At 54.0% G+C, this 18,331-nt stretch carries 18 protein-coding genes; 7 read left to right on the top strand and 11 right to left on the bottom strand.

Annotated features, from left to right (window positions below):
- Positions 1 to 107 precede the first annotated feature (107 nt).
- From CAP48_RS17005 to CAP48_RS16990, 4 genes are read left to right on the top strand one after another with little or no spacing between them, the layout of a single operon-like run.
- On the top strand, positions 108 to 2,387 hold the full coding sequence (locus tag CAP48_RS17005) for a xanthine dehydrogenase family protein molybdopterin-binding subunit (RefSeq protein ID WP_100698913.1): 2,280 nt from the start codon (positions 108 to 110) through the stop codon (positions 2,385 to 2,387).
- 21 nt (positions 2,388 to 2,408) lie between these two features.
- Complete coding sequence (locus CAP48_RS17000; protein ID WP_100698911.1) at positions 2,409 to 3,233, top strand: alpha/beta fold hydrolase; 825 nt, start codon at positions 2,409 to 2,411, stop codon at positions 3,231 to 3,233.
- 58 nt (positions 3,234 to 3,291) lie between these two features.
- On the top strand, positions 3,292 to 4,338 hold the full coding sequence (locus tag CAP48_RS16995; RefSeq protein ID WP_100698909.1) for a 2,5-dihydroxypyridine 5,6-dioxygenase: 1,047 nt from the start codon (positions 3,292 to 3,294) through the stop codon (positions 4,336 to 4,338).
- A complete protein-coding gene (locus tag CAP48_RS16990) occupies positions 4,331 to 4,951 on the top strand; it encodes an N-carbamoylsarcosine amidohydrolase (RefSeq protein ID WP_100698907.1) in 621 nt (206 codons plus the stop codon). The genes CAP48_RS16995 and CAP48_RS16990 overlap by 8 nt, the downstream gene beginning before the upstream one ends.
- 197 nt (positions 4,952 to 5,148) lie before the next feature.
- Here the strand turns inward: CAP48_RS16990 and CAP48_RS16985 are convergent, their stop codons facing one another.
- From CAP48_RS16985 to CAP48_RS16955, 7 genes are read right to left on the bottom strand one after another with little or no spacing between them, the layout of a single operon-like run.
- Entirely contained in the window at positions 5,149 to 5,790 is a 642-nt protein-coding gene (locus tag CAP48_RS16985; RefSeq protein ID WP_242444540.1) for a CoA-transferase, read from the bottom strand.
- Positions 5,791 to 5,819: 29 nt separating this feature from the next.
- The gene (locus tag CAP48_RS16980; protein ID WP_100698903.1) at positions 5,820 to 6,494 is read right to left on the bottom strand and encodes a 3-oxoacid CoA-transferase subunit A; all 675 of its coding nucleotides are present in this window, start codon (positions 6,492 to 6,494) and stop codon (positions 5,820 to 5,822) included.
- Positions 6,495 to 6,521: 27 nt separating this feature from the next.
- Positions 6,522 to 7,736: a 3-oxoadipyl-CoA thiolase gene (gene pcaF / locus CAP48_RS16975; protein WP_304529025.1), complete on the bottom strand. Its 1,215-nt coding sequence runs from the start codon at positions 7,734 to 7,736 to the stop codon at positions 6,522 to 6,524.
- A 37-nt stretch (positions 7,737 to 7,773) separates the two neighbouring features.
- Positions 7,774 to 9,036: a CaiB/BaiF CoA-transferase family protein gene (locus tag CAP48_RS16970; RefSeq protein ID WP_100698901.1), complete on the bottom strand. Its 1,263-nt coding sequence runs from the start codon at positions 9,034 to 9,036 to the stop codon at positions 7,774 to 7,776.
- A 29-nt stretch (positions 9,037 to 9,065) separates the two neighbouring features.
- Positions 9,066 to 10,037 (bottom strand): tripartite tricarboxylate transporter substrate binding protein, encoded by a 972-nt coding sequence (locus tag CAP48_RS16965; RefSeq protein WP_100698899.1) that lies wholly within the window; start codon positions 10,035 to 10,037, stop codon positions 9,066 to 9,068.
- A 57-nt stretch (positions 10,038 to 10,094) separates the two neighbouring features.
- The gene (locus tag CAP48_RS16960) at positions 10,095 to 10,529 is read right to left on the bottom strand and encodes a MaoC family dehydratase (RefSeq protein WP_100698897.1); all 435 of its coding nucleotides are present in this window, start codon (positions 10,527 to 10,529) and stop codon (positions 10,095 to 10,097) included.
- Between the two features lie 10 nt (positions 10,530 to 10,539).
- Positions 10,540 to 11,010, bottom strand: a complete 471-nt coding sequence (locus CAP48_RS16955) for a MaoC family dehydratase (RefSeq protein ID WP_100698895.1) — start codon at positions 11,008 to 11,010, stop codon at positions 10,540 to 10,542.
- A gap of 260 nt (positions 11,011 to 11,270) precedes the next feature.
- On the opposite strand from CAP48_RS16955, the gene CAP48_RS16950 reads away from it, so the two are divergent.
- Entirely contained in the window at positions 11,271 to 12,032 is a 762-nt protein-coding gene (locus CAP48_RS16950; RefSeq protein ID WP_100698893.1) for an IclR family transcriptional regulator C-terminal domain-containing protein, read from the top strand.
- A 356-nt stretch (positions 12,033 to 12,388) separates the two neighbouring features.
- Here the strand turns inward: CAP48_RS16950 and CAP48_RS16945 are convergent, their stop codons facing one another.
- From CAP48_RS16945 to CAP48_RS16935, 3 genes are read right to left on the bottom strand one after another with little or no spacing between them, the layout of a single operon-like run.
- Complete coding sequence (locus CAP48_RS16945) at positions 12,389 to 13,774, bottom strand: saccharopine dehydrogenase family protein (RefSeq protein ID WP_100698891.1); 1,386 nt, start codon at positions 13,772 to 13,774, stop codon at positions 12,389 to 12,391.
- A gap of 40 nt (positions 13,775 to 13,814) precedes the next feature.
- Entirely contained in the window at positions 13,815 to 14,918 is a 1,104-nt protein-coding gene (locus CAP48_RS16940; protein ID WP_100698889.1) for a carboxynorspermidine decarboxylase, read from the bottom strand.
- Positions 14,919 to 14,924: 6 nt separating this feature from the next.
- Positions 14,925 to 15,308, bottom strand: a complete 384-nt coding sequence (locus tag CAP48_RS16935) for a helix-turn-helix domain-containing protein (RefSeq protein ID WP_100698887.1) — start codon at positions 15,306 to 15,308, stop codon at positions 14,925 to 14,927.
- Between the two features lie 370 nt (positions 15,309 to 15,678).
- Between CAP48_RS16935 and CAP48_RS16930 the strand changes: the two genes are divergently transcribed.
- Positions 15,679 to 16,110 carry a carboxymuconolactone decarboxylase family protein gene (locus CAP48_RS16930; protein ID WP_100698885.1) on the top strand — a complete coding sequence of 144 codons (432 nt, stop codon included), beginning with the start codon at positions 15,679 to 15,681 and terminating at the stop codon, positions 16,108 to 16,110.
- A 274-nt stretch (positions 16,111 to 16,384) separates the two neighbouring features.
- Here the strand turns inward: CAP48_RS16930 and CAP48_RS16925 are convergent, their stop codons facing one another.
- Positions 16,385 to 17,095, bottom strand: coding sequence for a TerC family protein (locus CAP48_RS16925; protein ID WP_100698883.1), 711 nt, complete (start codon positions 17,093 to 17,095; stop codon positions 16,385 to 16,387).
- Between the two features lie 475 nt (positions 17,096 to 17,570).
- Between CAP48_RS16925 and CAP48_RS16910 the strand changes: the two genes are divergently transcribed.
- On the top strand, positions 17,571 to 18,206 hold the full coding sequence (locus CAP48_RS16910; protein ID WP_100698877.1) for a carbonic anhydrase: 636 nt from the start codon (positions 17,571 to 17,573) through the stop codon (positions 18,204 to 18,206).
- The last annotated feature ends 125 nt before the right edge of the window (positions 18,207 to 18,331 follow it).

Genomic DNA, 18,331 nt, shown 5'->3' with positions numbered 1-18,331 from the left:
CCGATTTTTTGCAAGATCGGTGTTTCCTGTTTAATCATTTCTATATAGCGTGTACACTTTAGTTAACCCTTTTATCCAAACACGCATGATCCGGATACCTGCTAAAAATGTATAAGGCACCTCGCACAGAGCAACAACGGTTATTGGAGTCTGTCGGCACGTTGCTGATATTGCGTACACCTGCCGTGCCTGCGCCGCCTGCGCCGGGACAGCCCGGCGTTGTGTCTTCCTATTTGCAGGCGTATGACGATATATTCGTGGCGGTTTCCGAGCAGGGATGGATCAGGGCTTTCTGCGGACATGTTGATCTGGGGACTGGTATCCAGACTGCGCTGGCGCAAATTGTTGCCGATGAACTGGATGTGCCAATGGACGCGGTCCAGATGGTGCTGGGGCACACCGATGCCTCGCCCAACCAGGGGCCGACCATTGCCAGTGCTTCCATTCAGATTACTGCCCAGCCTTTGCGCCGTGCCGCAGCGCAGGCCCGCCATATTCTAGTGGATCTGGCGGCAAAGAGGTGGAATGTCAGTGCTGCGCAATTGTTTGTCGTTGATGGGCAAATCCGATCGGCCCACGGACATGCTATTGACTATTGGTGTTTGCTCAAAGGCAAAAAATACCGCGAGTATTTGCAGGACGAGGTCCGGGTCAAGCCGCCCGAGGCGCTGAAAATTGTCGGGCAATCGCAACCTCGCGTGGATATTCCTGCCAAAGCGATGGGCCTTTTCGAGTATGTGCATGATGTGCGCGTGCCGGGCATGTGGCATGCCCGTGTGGTGCGTCCTCCGTATGTCGGACGTGACACCGGCAGCTTCATCGGCCACAGTCTGATCGCCGTTGACACGGCTTCGGTGCAGCACATCAGTTCCGATATCAAAGTCATCGTCCAAGGCGATTTTATTGGCGTGGTGGCGCGCCGCGAAGAACATGCCATCCGTGCGGCGCAGGCGCTCAAAGTCCAATGGAAGCCGATTCCAGCGCTTGAAGATCTGCGCGACCTGCAGGCGGCCATCCGGCGCCAGCCTATGACCGAACGCATCTTGCAGGATACGCAAGCCGAGCACGTGCCACTGCCGTTGGCCAAAGCCGACTTGAAACGAACCTATGTGTGGCCGTACCAGATGCACGCATCCATTGGGCCTTCATGCGCTGTTGCAGATTACGGCGCCGGTCATGTCAGGGTCTGGTCCGGTTCGCAAAATCCGCATATGTTAAGAGTGCATCTGAGCCAGCTCAGTGGTCTTGACGAAGCGCAGATTGAGATTATCCGCCTGCAGGCTGCAGGCTGCTATGGCCGCAATTGTGCCGATGACGTTTGTGCCGACGCACTGCTTCTTTCACAGCACGCCGGTGTCCCGGTTCGTGTGCAGTTGAGCCGCGAGCAGGAGCATGGCTGGGAACCCAAGGGTGCTGCGCAGCTGATGGACGTGCAGGGCTCGATTGATTCACAAGGCAATCTGCGGCATTACGACTTCACTACGCATTACCCATCAAACGATGGACCGCTCCTGGCGCTGTTGCTTACGGGCAAAGAACCGGCGTTGCCACGCAGTCTGCAAATGGGTGATCGCACCGCAGTGCCGCCTTATGACTATCCGAGCCAGAAAATTGTCTGCAACGATATGGCAACCATTGTGCGCGCCTCCTGGCTTCGGGGGGTCTCGGCACTGCCCAATTCATTTGCCCATGACTGCTTTATTGATGAACTGGCGTTCGAGGCGCAGGCCGACCCGCTGGCATTTCGCGTGAAAAATCTATCGGCCGACAAGCGCGCCCAGGAGTTGCTGCTGGCTGTGGGCGAGCGGGCGCGCTGGCAGCCCGGTAAGCCCGGCAGCAGGGGAACGCCCGATGCTGATGGATGGCTGCACGGACGAGGTGTATCTTACGCCCGCTATATTCATTCCACGTTTCCCGGATTTGGTGCAGCCTGGTCAGCATGGGTTGCAGATATCAGCGTCAATGCCCGTACCGGTGAGATCCGGCTGAACCATATCGTGGTTGGTCAGGACACCGGGCAAATGGTCAATCCTGCGGGGGTACGTCACCAATTGCATGGCAATGTGATCCAGGCGCTCAGCCGGGCCCTGTATGAACAGGTCAGTTTCGATGCCAACGGCACCGTACAGGCAGAGTGGGGTGCCTACAAAATTATTGACTTTACTGCCGTTCCACCTATTGAGGTCGTATTGATGGACAGGCAGGATGAGCCGCCCATGGGGGCCGGTGAGTCGGCCTCGGTGCCCGGCGCATCCGCCGTGGCTAATGCCTTGTTCGATGCCTGTGGCTTGCGCTTTTACCAGGCGCCGTTTACGCCCCAGGTCGTACGCGAGGCGCTGCAACTGGCCGGTCTGAACGGCGCAATACCTGCGCTGGCCGGCACGTAATTTTTATTTAAGGGAGATTGAATGAGTCATTATCTATATGGCGCCAATATATCGGCCAATGGTATCCGGCAGCATTATCTGCGCTATGGCGGTAACGAAGGTGAAAGGGCGAATCGTCCTGCGGTCATCATTATTCCGGGCATTACCAGCCCGGCGGTGACCTGGGGGTTTGTTGGAGAGCGCTTTGCCCGCCAGTTCGACACATACATACTGGATGTCCGGGGCCGAGGCCTGAGCGAGGCGTCCGATACGCTGGATTACGGTCTGGACGCCCAGGCTGCCGATGTGGTTGAGTTTGCCAAAGCCCTGGGCCTGAGCCGTTATATCCTGATCGGTCACTCCATGGGCGGGCGTATCGGCGCACGTGCGGCCAGCAGTGCCCCTGCAGGTCTTGAGGCGTTGGTCATGGTAGACCCGCCGGTCTCGGGTCCGGGCCGCCGCGCCTATCCGGCCAAACTGCCCTGGTATGTCGATTCCATGGCCATGGCTCGCAAGGGGTGCGACGCCGAAGCGATGCGCGCCTTTTGCCCCACCTGGACGCAAGAACAACTGCAACTGCGGGCCCAATGGCTGCATACCTGCGATGAGCGAGCCATTATCCAAAGCTTCAATGATTTTCAGAATGATGACGTCCACGCCAACTTCCCGCAAATCAAGGTTCCGGTCATGTTAATGACGGCAGAGCGCGGCGATGTAGTCCTTGATGAAGACGTCCAGGAAATCTCGGCACTGATTCCAGGGCTGACGGTTTCCAGGGTCAATGATGCGGGACACATGATCCCCTGGGATAACGAGGCCGGCTTCTATGCCGCCTTTGGCGATTTCCTGGGAGCCCGGCTCGATTGAGCCTGCCGCACCCGTGCTGCGGGCCAGGCCGGCAGCACGCACTTTCATGAGGACTATTATGGCAGTAAGCGATTACCAACTTATCGAGGCATGGCAAAAGGTATTGACCCTGTCCAATCTTGAAGCCGGGCAGACCGTTACGATCCTGACCAGCACATCAACGCATCCGCAAACCCTCTCTTGCGCAACCATTGCAGCGCACTCGAAGGGCGCTATTGTTAATCGGCTGGATTTGCCGCCGGTCAACGCAGAAAAAGCATTAAGCCGCGACGCGCTGGCCTATTTGGGCACCACACCGCTGACCGGCAATAAGGCGGCCATTGCTGCGCTCAAGGCCAGCGATCTTGTGCTGGACCTGATGACCTTGCTGTTTTCACCAGAACAAAGTGAAATTCTTGAAAGCGGCACCAAAATCCTGCTGGCCGTGGAACCACCGGAAATTCTGGTTCGTACAGTGCCTATCGAAGCAGACCGCCAGCGCGTCAAAGCGGCCTCTGCGCTGATTGCCAAATCGCAGCAAATGCATATCACTTCCGAGGCTGGCACCGATTTGCGTTGCCCGCTGGGTGAGTTTCCGGCAATCAGCGAGTATGGTTATGTTGATGAGCCCGGGCGCTGGGACCACTGGCCCAGCGGCTTTACTTTGACCTGGCCGAACGAAGGCGGGGCCACAGGGCGTATTGTGATTGATAAAGGCGATATCTTATTGCCCCAGAAAAAATACGTTGCCGATCCCATTATCCTGACGGTGGAACAGGGTTACGCCACCCGTATAGAAGGCGGCATCGATGCCCAGTTGCTGGATGAATACATGAAGTCCTTCAACGATCCGGAAGGCTACGCCATTTCCCATATCGGCTGGGGACTGCAACCGCGTGCGTATTGGTCCACACTGGGTCTGTATGACCGCGAAAACACGATAGGCATGGATGCACGCGCCTTCGAGGGGAATTTCTTGTTCTCCCTGGGCCCCAACAACGAGGCGGGCGGCAGCCGAACCACGGCATGCCATATTGATATTCCCTTGCGTCACTGCACGGTCAAACTGGATGGCGTGGATGTCGTGCGTAACGGCAAGGTACTGGACGGGGGCGGTAATGAGTAAGGACGATTCGGTCTATCAGCAACAGGGCTTTGGCGCAGAGCTTCAACCCATTGCGCCCTATGGTCTGCTCATCATCGACCTGGTCAACGGCTTTGCTGATCCCGACGTGTTTGGCGGCGGCAATATTCCCGAGGCGATCGAGAACACGCAGAAGCTGCTGCAAACAGCGCGCGAGCAAGGCTGGCCTGTGGCTCACAGTCGCATTGTGTATGCAGACGATGGCGCCGACAATAATATTTTCAGTATTAAAGTTCCCGGCATGCTGGGCTTACTTGAAAATGAACCCAATAGCCAGATTGTGCCGCAACTGACACCGGCGCAGGGCGAGCTGATCGTACGCAAGAATGTGCCATCGGCGTTTTTCGGCACGTCGCTGGCCGCCTGGTTGACTCAGCGCGGCGTCAAAACCCTGCTGGTTGCAGGTGCTGTCACCAGTGGTTGCGTACGTGCTTCGGTGGTGGATGCCATGCAACTGGGATTTCGCCCGTTGGTGGTCGCCGATTGCGTGGGCGATCGTGCCCTGGCACCGCATGAGGCGAACCTGTTTGATATGAAGCAGAAGTATGCCACCGTAGCGGATCGGGAGCAGGCGATGCGGCTGGTAGGGGTGTAATAGTTCACCAGCCCGCCGTCGTGTGGCACTTGACTACTGATCCTGTTGATCAGGCTCTATAAAGAAAAAGGCTGAATATCAGCCTTTTTCTATGTGTCGGGGTATTTGCTCTTCATGCCGGCAGGGGGTGGAAGCTGAGTTTTCATATCAAGCGCATTCTGGCGCTCAACCCCGGCATCGGCAGTCGTCTGCCTGCTTCAGCAGCTATAATTCCCGATGCCAGCGGGCGCTGGCTGCAGTGCAAAACCCAATCGCCTCGATAGCTCATCCAGGCTTGTTCCTGGAGCCAGTTCCAGCACGGTGGGAGCAGCGCCTGAAAGCGCAAAGACAGCAAGATCTGTGTAAAGACGTTTTACAACGCGTGCGCCTGTTAATGGCAGTGAGCATTGCTCAACGAGCCTCGGTTGCTGGTTCTTTCCAAAAAGATTCATCATGACAAATACACTACGCGCGCCCACGACCAGATCCATCGCCCCGCCAGGGGACGGCAAATTTGCGTCTGCGCCAGTGGACCAGTTTGCCAGATCTCCCGCAGCGGACACCTCAAAGGCGCCAAGTATGGTGATGTCAAGATGTCCGCCGCGCACCAGCGCAAATGAATCCACATGATCCACAAAATGGCCACCGGAAGCGAGACTGACTGTCTTGCGTCCTGCATTGATCAGGTCAAAGTCTTGCAGGCTGCCATCAACAATCGGGCCGGATCCGATAATGCCGTTTTCAGTATGGACGATGATCTCGTCCTGCGCCATAAAATAGTTTCCCACCAGTTCAGGCATTCCAATACCGAGATTGACCACTGCGCCGGGGAAAACGTCTTGCGCGACACGTCTTGCCATATGTTCTCGAGAAACAGTTTGCCACTCGCTCATTGTGTTGCCTTTTTAATATTGATCACTCTTTGAACAAAAACGCCCGATGTCACAATGGTCTCGGGGTCCATCATGCCCAACGGAACCACATCGTCGACTTCTACGATGGTGGTTTTTGCTGCCATGCACATGACCGGGCCAAAGTTGCGTGCAGTCATGCGGTATTGGAGATTGCCCCACCGGTCGGCATGACGTGCCTTGACCAAAGAAAAGTCGCCAGTTAAGGCGTGTTCAAAAATGTAGCCACGGTCTCCGATCACACGGGTCTCTTTGCCGTGTGCTAAATCAGTACCGAAGCCAGCCGGTGTGAATATTCCACCCAGGCCTGAGCCGCCCGCACGAAGCCGTTCAGCGAGCGTGCCTTGTGGAACGCACTCCAGCTCAACTTTTCCCTCTCGATGCAGGCCCTCGAAAACATGAGATTCCCAGGAGCGGGGGAATGAACATATCATTTTTCTGACACGACCCGCGGCCAGGAGCCTGGCCACGCCCAGCAGAGCGTTGCCGGCATTGTTGTGGACCAGTGTGAGGTCTGTCGCGCCATGCTCGAGTAACGCGCTGATAAGCAGGTCCGGTACGCCTGCGCCACTGAATCCCCCCACCAGGATCGTCGCCCCATCGGGAATGTCATTGACAGCTTCAAGCGCGCTGTCGCATATTTTATTAATCACGGCCTGCTCCCATGTCGCTGCGATCGTTCACACTCGTTCCAGCACGAGTGCAATACCTTGCCCCACGCCGATGCACATGGTGCAAAGTGCATAGCGTCCGCCGCTCCGGTGTAGCTGGTTGACTGCCGTCATTGCCAATCTGGCGCCGGACGCGCCTAGCGGATGGCCCAGGGCAATGGCGCCGCCGTTTGGATTGACATGTGCCGCATCGTCAGCCAAGCCGAGATCACGTGTCACGGCCAGCGCCTGCGCGGCAAATGCTTCATTGAGTTCGATCACATCAATATCGTTTATATGCAGACCGGTCAGGGCAAGCACCTTGCGTACGGCAGGCGCAGGACCAAAGCCCATGATTCTGGGTTCAACACCTGCGAAAGCCATGCCAACGACACGGGCTCTGGGCTCAAGGCCATATTTTATTGATGCATCGCCAGAGGCAAGCAGCACGGCACATGCGCCGTCATTGACTCCGGATGCATTTCCGGCGGTGATGGTGCCATCGTTCCTGACAATTGGCTTGAGTTGTGCAAGCTTGTCCAAACTTGTTTCACGTGGGTGTTCATCGCGAGTGACAATGGTCTGTTCAGATTTTTTGTTGGAAATGGTAACGGGTATAATCTCCTTGTCGAACAGGCCGGCAATGATCGCCTGGGTTGCTCGTTGTTGACTGCGAAAGGCAAACGCGTCCTGGTCCTGACGGGAGATGCCAAATTGCGTTGCAACGTTTTCGGCAGTTTCAGGCATTGAGTCGATGCCAAAGTTCTGTTTCATCAGCGGATTGACGAATCGCCAGCCCAGCGTGGTGTCGAACATGTGTTGCTGACGGGAAAACGGGGTAGACGCCTTGCCCACGACATACGGTGAACGCGACATGCTCTCGACACCCCCGGCAATCATCATATGTGCATCCCCGCTTTTGATCGCGCGAGCCGCTGTACCAATGGCGTCCAGCCCGGAAGCGCATAGGCGATTCAGTGTAGAGGCGGGCACCTGGACCGGAAGGCCTGCCAATAATGTGGCCATGCGGGCGACATTGCGATTGTCTTCGCCGGCCTGGTTGGCACATCCTAAGATGACATCATCGATTGCCGACCAGTCAATCTGCTCATTTTTCTGCATCAGGGCCGCAATGGGCATGGCGGCCAGGTCATCGGTGCGCACCGTGGACAGTGCTCCGCCATAGCGTCCAAAGGGCGTGCGAATAGCGTCGCAAATAAAGGCGTCTTGCATCAGATTGCTCATGAAATCTCTCTTTTCAAAAATTGGATTTACGCGCTGCTCATATCACGCATGATTTGCGTAATTGAGCCAGCTCCTCATCGTCGACATTCAATAGCTGTTGCAATATCTCATCTGTATGTTGGCCAACGATAGGAGGAGGCAGGTCGTAAGTCGGGGGTGTACTCGTCAATCGCAGCGGGGAAGCGGCGGCACTGATACGGGCGCCATCTTCGCGTTCCAGATCGACTTTTAACTTGCGATGGATGACCTGTTCGTTCTGGAATACCTGCTCATAGTTGTTGATGGGACCGCAAGGTACACCGTTTTTCTCAAGCTCTTCCAGCCAGTCGGCTGAGCTGCGGGTTTGCATGGTTTGATTCAGATTGACGTCAAGGCGCTCCCGGTTGACTATGCGGCCCGTGACTTTGGTGAAACCGTCGTCGCTGGCAAGATCAGGACGATCGATGACGGAGCAGTAGCGTTGCCACTGCTCGTCATTGCCGATAGCGATGATGATGTGGCCGTCATGTGTGGGATAAACACCATAGGGGACCAGGCTCATGTGGGCGTTTCCCATTCTTGCAGGCACATTGCCACTGGAAAAATAGCCCGTAATCTGGTTGCTGCCCAGGGCCACAATGCAATCGAGCAGTGACATATCGATATATTGACCCTGACCCGATTTGTTTCGGTGATTGATCGCCGCTAGCACCGCAATAGTGGAATACATACCGGTCATGATATCGGCCAGGGCGATGCCCACTTTCTGAGGGCCCCCGCCCGGAAGACTGTCTTTTTCTCCGGTGATGCTCATCATTCCGCCCATGCCTTGGAATACAAAATCGTAACCGGGTCGATGCGAATAGGGGCCATCCTGACCAAAGCCTGTTATAGAGCAATAAATGATTTGGGGATTTTCCTTACGTATGGATTCGTAATCCAGCCCGTATTTTTTTAAGTTTCCGACTTTAAAATTTTCTATAAATACGTCGCTTATTTTGGCCAGCCGTTTGATCAGTGCCTGGCCTTGCTCAGTAGTGATATCAAGTGTCAATGAACGCTTTCCGCGGTTGGCTGCAGAATAGTAAGATGAGTCTGCAGGCCTATCCGTTTGTTGACCAGGTAGCCAAGGAGGGCCCCAGGCTCGGGTATCGTCGCCGTTTCCCGGCCGTTCGATCTTGATTATCTCGGCCCCGAGGTCGGCTAAATTTTGTGTACACCAAGGCCCGGCAAGAATACGCGTCAGATCGAGCACACGGATATTTGATAGGGCCTTATCGTCGCTGCCTTTTCCAGACTGATTAAGAATATTCTTCAACATGGTGTTTTATCCTGTTAATACTAATTCTGTTATTTCGGAAGGGTGATATTGGCCTGCTGGATGACTTCCGACCATTTATCGATTTCCTTATTTATATAAGCATCAAATTCTGGCTGTGGCATGTTTCCCGGTGTTGCGCCCAGCGTGGCAAATTGCTTTTTGATGTTTTCAGATTGAAGAGCAGTCCTGACATCGCTTGAAATTTGCTCCAGCACAGCGCCCGGGATGTCTTTTGGTCCATATAAGCCGAAAATTGAGACGGCTTCAAAGCCTTTCACCCCAGCCTCGGCAATCGTGGGCGTATCCTCAAGTTGAGGGACCCGCTCTTTTGAGGTCACGCCAAGTGCACGCAAGGCCCCGGACTGGATATGGGCCAGGACACCTGGCACCGAATCGAACATCACCGGTATCTGGCCGGCCAGCAGATCGTTCAGGGAAGGGGCAGCGCCGCGGTACGGGATATGGGTTAACTTAATTCCCGCCATGTGTGCAAACAGCTCACCGGATAAATGGTTGGCGCCACCTATTCCGGCGGAACCAAAATTGATCGACCCCGGCTTTTCTTTGGCTATCTTGATCAGGTCCTGTACGGTTTTTGCCTCGAAATTTTTATTGACGACCAATACATTAGGCACTGACGCTACCATGGCGATATTGCTGAATGCCGCCTTGGTGTCATAAGGAATCGTGTCCTTGAGCAAGGTGGGGTTAATGATATGGTGTGTGGCAGTAACCATTAATCTATATCCATTTGGCTTACTACGGGCAACATCCGCAGATCCAATCGTGCCGCTGGCACCACTTTTGTTTTCAATAACGACTGGCTGATCCCATTTTTCGGACAACGCTTTGCCCAAGTGCCTGGCAAGCACGTCTGTGGTGCCGCCGGCAGGAAACGGAACAACGATGGTCACAGCTCTATCGGGATAGCTGGCTGCCGCTGCGGCGGTACACGCTAAAGCAGCAAATACCCAGCCGACTATATAAATTATTTGTTTCATGACGTGTCTCCAGAATAAGAATAGGGCCGTCAGGTAGACGGCACGGGTTTTACGCTTCTAAGCGTCAGAAAATTCCACCATGGCTTCTCCTTCAGCCACGAGCGTATTTTGCTGGTTTGTTACTGCAACTGAGACAACAACCCAGTGGGCTTTTTCCGTTTTCTTAATAATTTTGACTACCCCATTGGGAGTGATCGTGTCGCCTGGTTTCACTGGAGACTTCCAGCGTGTTTCCAAACGGCGATGAGTGCCGCCAAGTGGCAATGCCCAATCGGTCATCATTTTGGTGATCAGGCTGAAGTTGGACATGCCATGCATGATGATTCCGCCGAAATTTGTCTTGCCAAAGTCCGACTCCATGTATTTATCATCCCAGTGCAGGGGGTTGTAATCCAGAGATGCTTCGCAGAATTCCCAGATTGTTTCACGGGTCGGTGCAAAGGGCGTTCCTTTGATTTGCAGGCCTTCTTTGATGTCGAATGTATTTTCCATGTCTTGTTCCTTACATCGGTCGGATAGTCCAGCCACGGCCGGAGCAAATAACTTCGTTGTTGTGGTTAAAGAAAACGTTGTCATGAATGGCAAATAAACGATTTCCTTTGATGAACTTGTCTAGCGCGCGGGCTTGCAACGTAATGACGTCTCCCGGACGGGCCGGCACGTTGTAGCTCCAAGACTGGCCTGCGTTAATCGTTCCCGGGCTGCGCATCCAGTCGTCGTTGGGCGTGCATGAAAACATGAGCAATACATGAATGGAGGGTGGTGCGATCAGACCTCCCCATTTGGTTGTTTTGGCGTAGTCCTCATCCACATACAAAGGATTCATGTCGCCTGTTGCTTTACATAATTTGTGGATCGCTTCCTTTGTCAGGGTGTACGGGATTGTCTCGCGTGGGGCACCGGGGACGATATCGTCCCAGATCTTCCGGGCTGTATTGCCTGCCCAAAAATCGGTGTCGTACTTATATTCCATATATGCCTCCGGTATGAATGAACGAAATATGCTGTTATTTAAAACAACCGCTAGGCGGTTGTTGATAACCGCTGTACGAACTATTCTAGATAGCTTTATCGGACGTGTCAATGGTATAAATACACATTTGTTTTGCATTTCAAGAAAAAAGTGGACGATACGATGCCCGATATGACCATACAGATGGGCCTATTGCTTCTATTGGGCGGGGCTGTCGGGTATGCTAGACGGCTTTAAATGAATGAGCAGGAGAGTGGAATATGGCGAGTCCGGATAGTGAGTCATTCGTGCGCACCTTTGCACGGGGATTGCAGGTGATTGAGTCGTTGGGTCGCAGCAAACTGGGGATGAATATCGCGGGTGTTGCCGAAGATACCGGATTGAGTCGGTCAGTTGTCAAACGCTACCTGCTTACGCTGACAGATCTCGGCTATACCAGTACCGTGGGGCGAGGGTACGCACTCACGCCCAAAGCGCTCAATCTAGGGCTTTCTTATTTTTACTCTTTGCCGTTTTGGCGGCAGGCACAATTGGAGCTGGAGGAGTTGTCCCAATCCATTCAGCAATCATGCGCGATGTCGATCCTAGATGGAAACGAGATAGTCTATGTAGTCAGAATCCCGACCTATAAAATTCTTCGATCCAGTCCGACGCTGGGCAGCCGTCTGCCGGCCAATGCGGTTTCCATGGGGCGGGCGCTGCTGGCCGAATCGGAGCAGGAAGTTATCGACGGTTTTCTTGATACCGCACCACTTAAGCGACTGACGAACCAGACTATTACCGACCGTGAAAAGCTGCGCGCTGAAATCGAGCGGACTAGAGAGCAGGGATATGCGTGGGTCGATGCAGAGCTAGATGAAGCGATTTGCGGTTTGGCTATTACCGTGAAAGATCTGGAAGGCAAGGCACTGGCCGCGATCAATATAAGTCTTCCTGCTGGCCAGATTACCCAGGCACAGGCTGTCGAAAAATATTTGGGACCATTGCGGCGCACTGGGTCTACGATCCGCTCGGCCTTGTGAGCGTCATTATGGCTCTCCCCCGCCCCCGTACGCCATCTATAGCCGGTGGCCTGAGGAGGAGAGCTGCGCGTACCAGCGTATCGTCAATCGATAACGATGTGTTTAGCTATCAGATTGACCTCTACGAAAGACAAAAGCGGGGCGGGATATCTGGAATCGGCTCAAAAAAATCGGAGCCCATTGTGCGTCAACTGGCGCTGTTACAGCGGTCACTTCCGGACGCGTATGAAGCGTTGAGGATTGAACTGACCCTTCATTCGAATGAGCAATGCGTCCCGCGAATCACGGCGTCAACCCCGGCATGGGTGGTTGGGGGTCGACGCTTTCTTTACTGAATGGATATTATTGCCAAATAATCAGCCGGTCAGGCTTTGGCGCCCTGTCATCATGTCATGTTGATGGGATGCCGGGTTTTTTGCAAGCACGGCCTGCTCTTCGGAAAAATAGTCAAACGCTACCGCATCGTCTGCCGCTGCTTCTTTGTCCAGCATCAACAGCTCCTTTTGCGGCTCCAGCACCCGATCGCCTTTGGCGTCACACACCCGCGTCACAAGTCCCATCCGGTTCATCAGCTCAATGAACGGCGCCGGGTCAAGCTCTTCTACATTGACCATGTGTCCGACATCCCATATGCCATCTGCAATCAACATGGCGGCTGCAACAACGGGCACGCCTGCTGTGTACGAAATAGCCTGACTGCCGACTTCTTCGTAGCTTTCTTCATGATCACAAATATTATAGACAAGTACTTCCTGGGCCACACCATTTTTCGTGCCCTTGACCAGGTCACCAATGCAGGTTTTTCCCGTGTATCCCGGGGCCAGAGATGCGGGATCCGGCAGCACCGCCTTGACCACTTTGAGGGGAACAATCTCGTCCCCTTCCGCAGTACGTATCGGTTTTTCCGACAGCAAACCCAGGTTTTTCAGGACGTTGAAAACATTGATGTAGTGGTCGCCAAAGCCCATCCAGAAGCGGATGTTGGGAACGCCCAGGTGTTTTGACATCGAATGCAGCTCATCATGTCCGGTCAGGTATGTCGTGTGCGTGCCAACCACGGGCATCTCCCACTGCTTGCTGTGCTCGAACATATGGTTGGCTTTCCAGCGGTTCTGCTCCCATGACCAGACGGTAGAGGTGAACTCACGGAAATTGATCTCCGGATCGAAATTGGTTGCAAAGTATCGACCGTGGCTGCCGGCGTTAATATCGATAATGTCGATCGAGTCAACCTGATCAAAATAGGTGTCCAGCGCGAAACGGCCATAGGCGTTGACAACGCCGGGATCGAACCCAACGCCCAGCAATGCGGTGACGCCGGCATTTTTGCAGGCATCGCGTCGTTTCCATTCATGATTACCGTACCAGGGAGGCGTTTCACATACTTTATCGGGATCCTCGTGAATGGCGGTATCCAGATAGGCTGCGCCCGTTTCTATGCAGGCGCTCATGACTGACATGTTCAGAAAAGGCGAGCCAACATTGATGACAATCTGGCTGCCGGTTTCGCGGATCAACCTTTTGGTCGCTTCAATGTCCAGGGCATCCAGCGCGTGCGCCTGCAGGCGGCCCGGACCATGCTTGCTGCCTTTGTCGCGGATAGAGGTAATAATAGCTTCACATTTGGCCACGGTGCGCGATGCGATATGAATGTCGCCAAGTAAAATATTATTCTGTGCGCATTTGTGTGCTGCGACGTGGGCGACGCCGCCGGCGCCGATGATAAGTACGTTGCGTTTCATTGGATAATCCCCCAGTTTTTTAATGACAGACAGCGCTGGCCTAGGACAGGCTGCTGACGTAGTCGTCAAAGGAAAAGTCGCGCACTACGCGCACGGAACCATCTTTATCCTTGATGGCAATGGAAGGCATATGAATGCCGTTGAACCAGTTTTTCTTCACCATAGTGTAGCCACCGGCATCGCCAATCGCGATGCGATCGCCGATTTTCAGGGGCTGGGCAAAGCGGCCTTCGCCGAAAATATCTCCCGCAAGGCAGGTTTTACCGCAGATTGTGTATTCATGCTCGCCGTTGCCATCGCCGACTGGCGCGGTTTCCCGGTAAATCAGCAGATCCAGCATATGCGCTTCGGTAGAGCTGTCAACAATTGCTAGATGCTTTTCATTGAAGACAATATCCAGAACGCTCACCTGTAGCGTCGTGCTGTGACGCACAGCAGCCTCTCCGGGCTCCAGGTATACCTGAACGTTATACTGCTGCGCAAATTGGCGCAGCCGCTCGCAAAACGCGTCCAGCGGATAGCCTGCTGCCGTAAAGCTGATACCGCCGCCCAGACTGACCCACTTAAGATGAGGCAGGATGGCGCCATAATTGTTTTCCACCTGCGTGAGCAATTGGTCGAATCGTGCAAAGTCACCGTTTTCACAATTGTTATGAATCATCACTCCATCGATTTGATCGAGCACCGACAGAATACGCGCCGGGTCGGTCTCGCCTAGTCGACTGAACTGGCGGGCCGGATCGGCCAGGTCAAAGCCGGCGCAACTGACACCCGGATTCAGACGCAGACCGACAGGCTTGCCGGCTGCAGCTGACGCAAAGCGTGTCAGCTGACTTATTGAGTTGAAAATGATTTTGTCGCAATTGGCAATCACTTCATCTATTTCATGGTCTGCAAACGCCACACTGTAGGCATGCGTCTCGCCGCCAAATTTCTGAAACCCGAGCTTGACTTCATACAATGATGACGATGTCGTGCCGTCCATATGTTCGCGCATCAGATCGAACACTGACCAGGTGGCAAAGCATTTGAGCGCCAGCAGTACTTTGGCGCCGGATTGCTCACGAATGTAATCAATAACCTGGAGGTTGCGCAGCAGGGCAGATTTATCGATCAGGTAATAAGGAGTAGAAAGCGTTTGCATGGTGTATCAGGTGTCAGCAGCTGTCATAGCTTGTGAATTCATAGAAGTCCCTTTTTGATGGGGTGGTATTTTCTTGCCCAGCCGTTCCACCAAAATGGGGGGCCGGTCGGTAAATGTGGCCACGATCTGCAGCTTCCCGCCAAGGCTTTCGATGTAGTGCTGCAAAGTGGACACCAGCATGTCGCTGCGTTTCTCTATGCGCGAGATCGTGCCCTGACCGATATCCAGTGCGATGGCCAGGTCTTCCTGGGTGTGTCCGGTTGCCTTGCGCAAGTCTTTGAGCGTTCCAACAACCCGCGCCGGCAGTTGTTCCGGTCGTGAACGCTTTTGGTCTTTGCCTGCCTGGCGATCAGAACAAGGCATCGACTCTTTGCAGGATTTTTTGGGCATGGTTTGGCCTTTGCATAAAGAAACGTGCATGGGTGCGGTATCGGGCCCGATCTTGCGTATCGGGATTCCCCCAGCAATAGCATCATAGTGTGGCAATCTTAAAAATGCCTGTTGCGTGCATCTTAAGGGGCTCAATGATATATGCTTTCAAGTGAATATGCAACCGGAGGCATATTTAGTCATCGAAAGTACGTGGCCTGGGCACATTCATGGCCTATTGCATTTGTTGATTCTTGACCCTGTGCGCCGGGCCACCGCTTCGCTATAGTGCTCACTTTACTTGCTGGCCCGGCGCGAGCGCATTTCGCAGGCCTTTAGGCATGGGATGTGATTGCCAGCGTCGGTCGGCCCTTATCCGGAGATTGTTTATATGAATACCCTTCGCTTGTCGTACTGGACGCTGTCACCCGAGGCTTACCAAGGCCTGCAGGCTACCAAAAAGGCGGTGGAAAAGAGCAGCCTTGGCAAGCAACTGATCGGGTTGGTATGGTTACGCATGTCACAGATCAATGGCTGCGCTTTTTGTCTGGAAATGCATACCCGGGAACTGCGAACCGGGGATATCACCGATGCCAAGCTCGATAGCGTGGCCGGATGGCGTGCCAGCCATCGCTTCAATGATCGCGAACGTGCGGCGCTGGCATGGACCGAGGCGCTCACGCATGTGGATCGCACGGGCGCGCCAGATGATGATTTTGAGCGGCTCAAGTTGCATTTTAGCGATGCGCAAATTTCCGATTTGAGTTTTGCCATTGCCTTGATGAGCGCATTCAACCGTCTGGCCATTAGCATGCGCCAATAGAGCAAGGCTTCAGGCAAAAAAATGACATCTGAAGTCATGCAGATGTCACTGAGTGCATTCAACCGTTTGGTCATCGACATGGGCCAGAAATGCAGGTTTTATGCAAAAAAATGACATCTGAACTAATGCAGATGTCATAGTAGAAAACGGCCGTGATTTGCCGAAGCACTTAGCGCTATCGGCCTGGTTATTGGATTGCGGCCGGTCTTAATGGCCGAGATCCGTTGTGCGTGATCAGGCTTGTAAAACAAGCCCTTGCGCGCACAACGCAGTATCAGATGCTGCTAAGGGCCGCTGCTTTTTTACGTTTGGCGATTGTGCGTCCCACCACCACGATCAGCACTGCGCCGATAATTTCCGCAGCCAGCTTGACCGTTGCCGAAGGCTCACCAAAACGTTCCACAATGAAGATATCGGTAATTAGCATGCCGCCGGCAATCCAGCCCAGCAGTGCGGCGCCAAGCAGCACGACGCTTGGGAAACGGTCAATCAGCTTCAGAACAATTGTGCTACCCCAGATAATGATAGGCACGCTGACGATCAGGCCGAAAATCACCAATCCGATCTGGTGCTCCGGATTCGCGCCCTGGGCCGCACCGGCAATGGCGATGACATTGTCCAGGCTCATTACAAAATCGGCAATGAGTATCGTCTTGAAAGCAGAGAAAACTGTTGTGCCGCCCTGGATATTGCCATGCGCATCCTCTTCCGGAATCAGCAATTTGATGCCGATCCATAGTAGCAGCAGGGCACCGACGATTTTCAGGAAGGGTATAGTCAGCAATGTCAGCGCGAAAGCAATGAGGGCGACCCGAAGGACAATGGCGCCGGCGGTGCCCCAAAGAATACCGCGCATGCGTTGTTTGGCCGGCAGGTTGCGGCAAGCCAGCGCAATGACGACGGCATTGTCGCCGCCAAGCAGAATATCGATCATGATAATCTGGAAGACTGCTGTCCAGCTTAGTGTCTGTAATAGTTCAAGCATAATTCACCATGAATCCGTCTAATTGAATGTTGGAATGGAACGGATCGGGCGCCTGCCATGCCGGTGAAACCCAAAGGCACACCGGAAGACTGAGAGGAGCATCAGACAAAACAAAACGGCCTGATCCGCAAGGACACAGGCCATTCACTATCAGAAGATGGACCTTGCCCTTGATGGCAAGGTCTTGCTGCAACATGGATGTTGCCCGGGCACCGGGCGTCTGCGAATAATTGCATGACAGCCGTAATGACGATGCGGCGGAAGAAGCTACTCCCCTTGATGATTCAAAGTATAGCCGCGATAACGGTGCTGTCAAGTTTTTTTTTCGTGGTTTTTTGTGCTTTGACCGGCATTTTTTTCGCGTTCATTCGGGATATTCATGGTTTCTGATGAACCGATAGGGCATTTGGCACCCTGGGAGCAAAAAAAATAAGAGTAAAATAATCACACTTTTAATTTTGAACGCAGGATGAATATGTTCCCCCCACGATTGACCGACGGCTATGTTTCTTTTCTTCATGGCCGGCTTGAACGCGAGCGCGCCCGATATGAACAGCTTGGACAAAGTGGCCAGCATCCCGAAATCATGGTCATCGGCTGCGGGGACTCACGGGTGGCTCCCGAGACCATTTTTGATGCAGGTCCGGGTGAAATGTTCGTGGTGCGTAATATTGCCAATCTGGTGCCGCCCTGTGAGCCCGATGTCGAAACGTCGTATCACGGCACCAGTGCCGCCATTGAATTTGGCGTCAATGCGCTACAGGTCAAACATATTGTCGTATTGGGTCATGCCAGTTGTGGCGGTGTCGCAGCCTTTGCCAACAAGGCAGCTCCTTTGACCAAGCGCAATTTCATCGGTAAATGGATGTCGCAGATTGCACCGGTTGTAGACCGGCTCGGGCCACCCACGCCAGATAGCCAGGGCTGGATCCGGCAGCTGGAGTGGGCTGTCGTCGAGTACAGTCTGGCTAACCTGATGACATTCCCGGCGGTAAGCGAACGCGTAGAGGCCGGGACCCTGCAACTGCACGGTGCTTATTTCGGTGTCGCTACAGGCGTGCTGTTTATACGCGATGCCGAATCAGGCGAGTTCGTGCCTTATTCAGAATAATAAGACCCAGGGGGATCCCGACCGAAGCGGTTGAATACTCCTGACTGTGGCACAATTGAACACAGTCGCCCTTTGATACGCCGAACCTTCAACCACGCTCGTCTTCGACGACGCCATCATCAGTA

This window comes from Advenella sp. S44 (genome assembly GCF_002810445.1).
In the GTDB taxonomy this organism is placed as follows: Bacteria; Pseudomonadota; Gammaproteobacteria; order Burkholderiales; family Burkholderiaceae_B; genus Advenella.
The sequence above is the reverse complement of the archived record's forward strand: the minus strand, read 5'-3'. Positions and strand labels throughout refer to the sequence as shown.

Excerpts from the sequence above, each read along its gene's own strand:
- CAP48_RS17005 (WP_100698913.1), top strand. The coding sequence starts at position 108 with ATGTATAAGGCACCTCGCACAGAGCAACAACGGTTATTGGAGTCTGTC.
- CAP48_RS17000 (WP_100698911.1), top strand. The coding sequence starts at position 2,409 with ATGAGTCATTATCTATATGGCGCCAATATATCGGCCAATGGTATCCGG.
- CAP48_RS16995 (WP_100698909.1), top strand. The coding sequence starts at position 3,292 with ATGGCAGTAAGCGATTACCAACTTATCGAGGCATGGCAAAAGGTATTG.
- CAP48_RS16990 (WP_100698907.1), top strand. The coding sequence starts at position 4,331 with ATGAGTAAGGACGATTCGGTCTATCAGCAACAGGGCTTTGGCGCAGAG.
- CAP48_RS16985 (WP_242444540.1), bottom strand. The coding sequence starts at position 5,790 with ATGGCAAGACGTGTCGCGCAAGACGTTTTCCCCGGCGCAGTGGTCAAT.
- pcaF (WP_304529025.1), bottom strand. The coding sequence starts at position 7,736 with ATGAGCAATCTGATGCAAGACGCCTTTATTTGCGACGCTATTCGCACG.
- CAP48_RS16970 (WP_100698901.1), bottom strand. The coding sequence starts at position 9,036 with ATGTTGAAGAATATTCTTAATCAGTCTGGAAAAGGCAGCGACGATAAG.
- CAP48_RS16965 (WP_100698899.1), bottom strand. The coding sequence starts at position 10,037 with ATGAAACAAATAATTTATATAGTCGGCTGGGTATTTGCTGCTTTAGCG.
- CAP48_RS16960 (WP_100698897.1), bottom strand. The coding sequence starts at position 10,529 with ATGGAAAATACATTCGACATCAAAGAAGGCCTGCAAATCAAAGGAACG.
- CAP48_RS16955 (WP_100698895.1), bottom strand. The coding sequence starts at position 11,010 with ATGGAATATAAGTACGACACCGATTTTTGGGCAGGCAATACAGCCCGG.
- CAP48_RS16950 (WP_100698893.1), top strand. The coding sequence starts at position 11,271 with ATGGCGAGTCCGGATAGTGAGTCATTCGTGCGCACCTTTGCACGGGGA.
- CAP48_RS16945 (WP_100698891.1), bottom strand. The coding sequence starts at position 13,774 with ATGAAACGCAACGTACTTATCATCGGCGCCGGCGGCGTCGCCCACGTC.
- CAP48_RS16940 (WP_100698889.1), bottom strand. The coding sequence starts at position 14,918 with ATGCAAACGCTTTCTACTCCTTATTACCTGATCGATAAATCTGCCCTG.
- CAP48_RS16935 (WP_100698887.1), bottom strand. The coding sequence starts at position 15,308 with ATGCCCAAAAAATCCTGCAAAGAGTCGATGCCTTGTTCTGATCGCCAG.
- CAP48_RS16930 (WP_100698885.1), top strand. The coding sequence starts at position 15,679 with ATGAATACCCTTCGCTTGTCGTACTGGACGCTGTCACCCGAGGCTTAC.
- CAP48_RS16925 (WP_100698883.1), bottom strand. The coding sequence starts at position 17,095 with ATGCTTGAACTATTACAGACACTAAGCTGGACAGCAGTCTTCCAGATT.
- CAP48_RS16910 (WP_100698877.1), top strand. The coding sequence starts at position 17,571 with ATGTTCCCCCCACGATTGACCGACGGCTATGTTTCTTTTCTTCATGGC.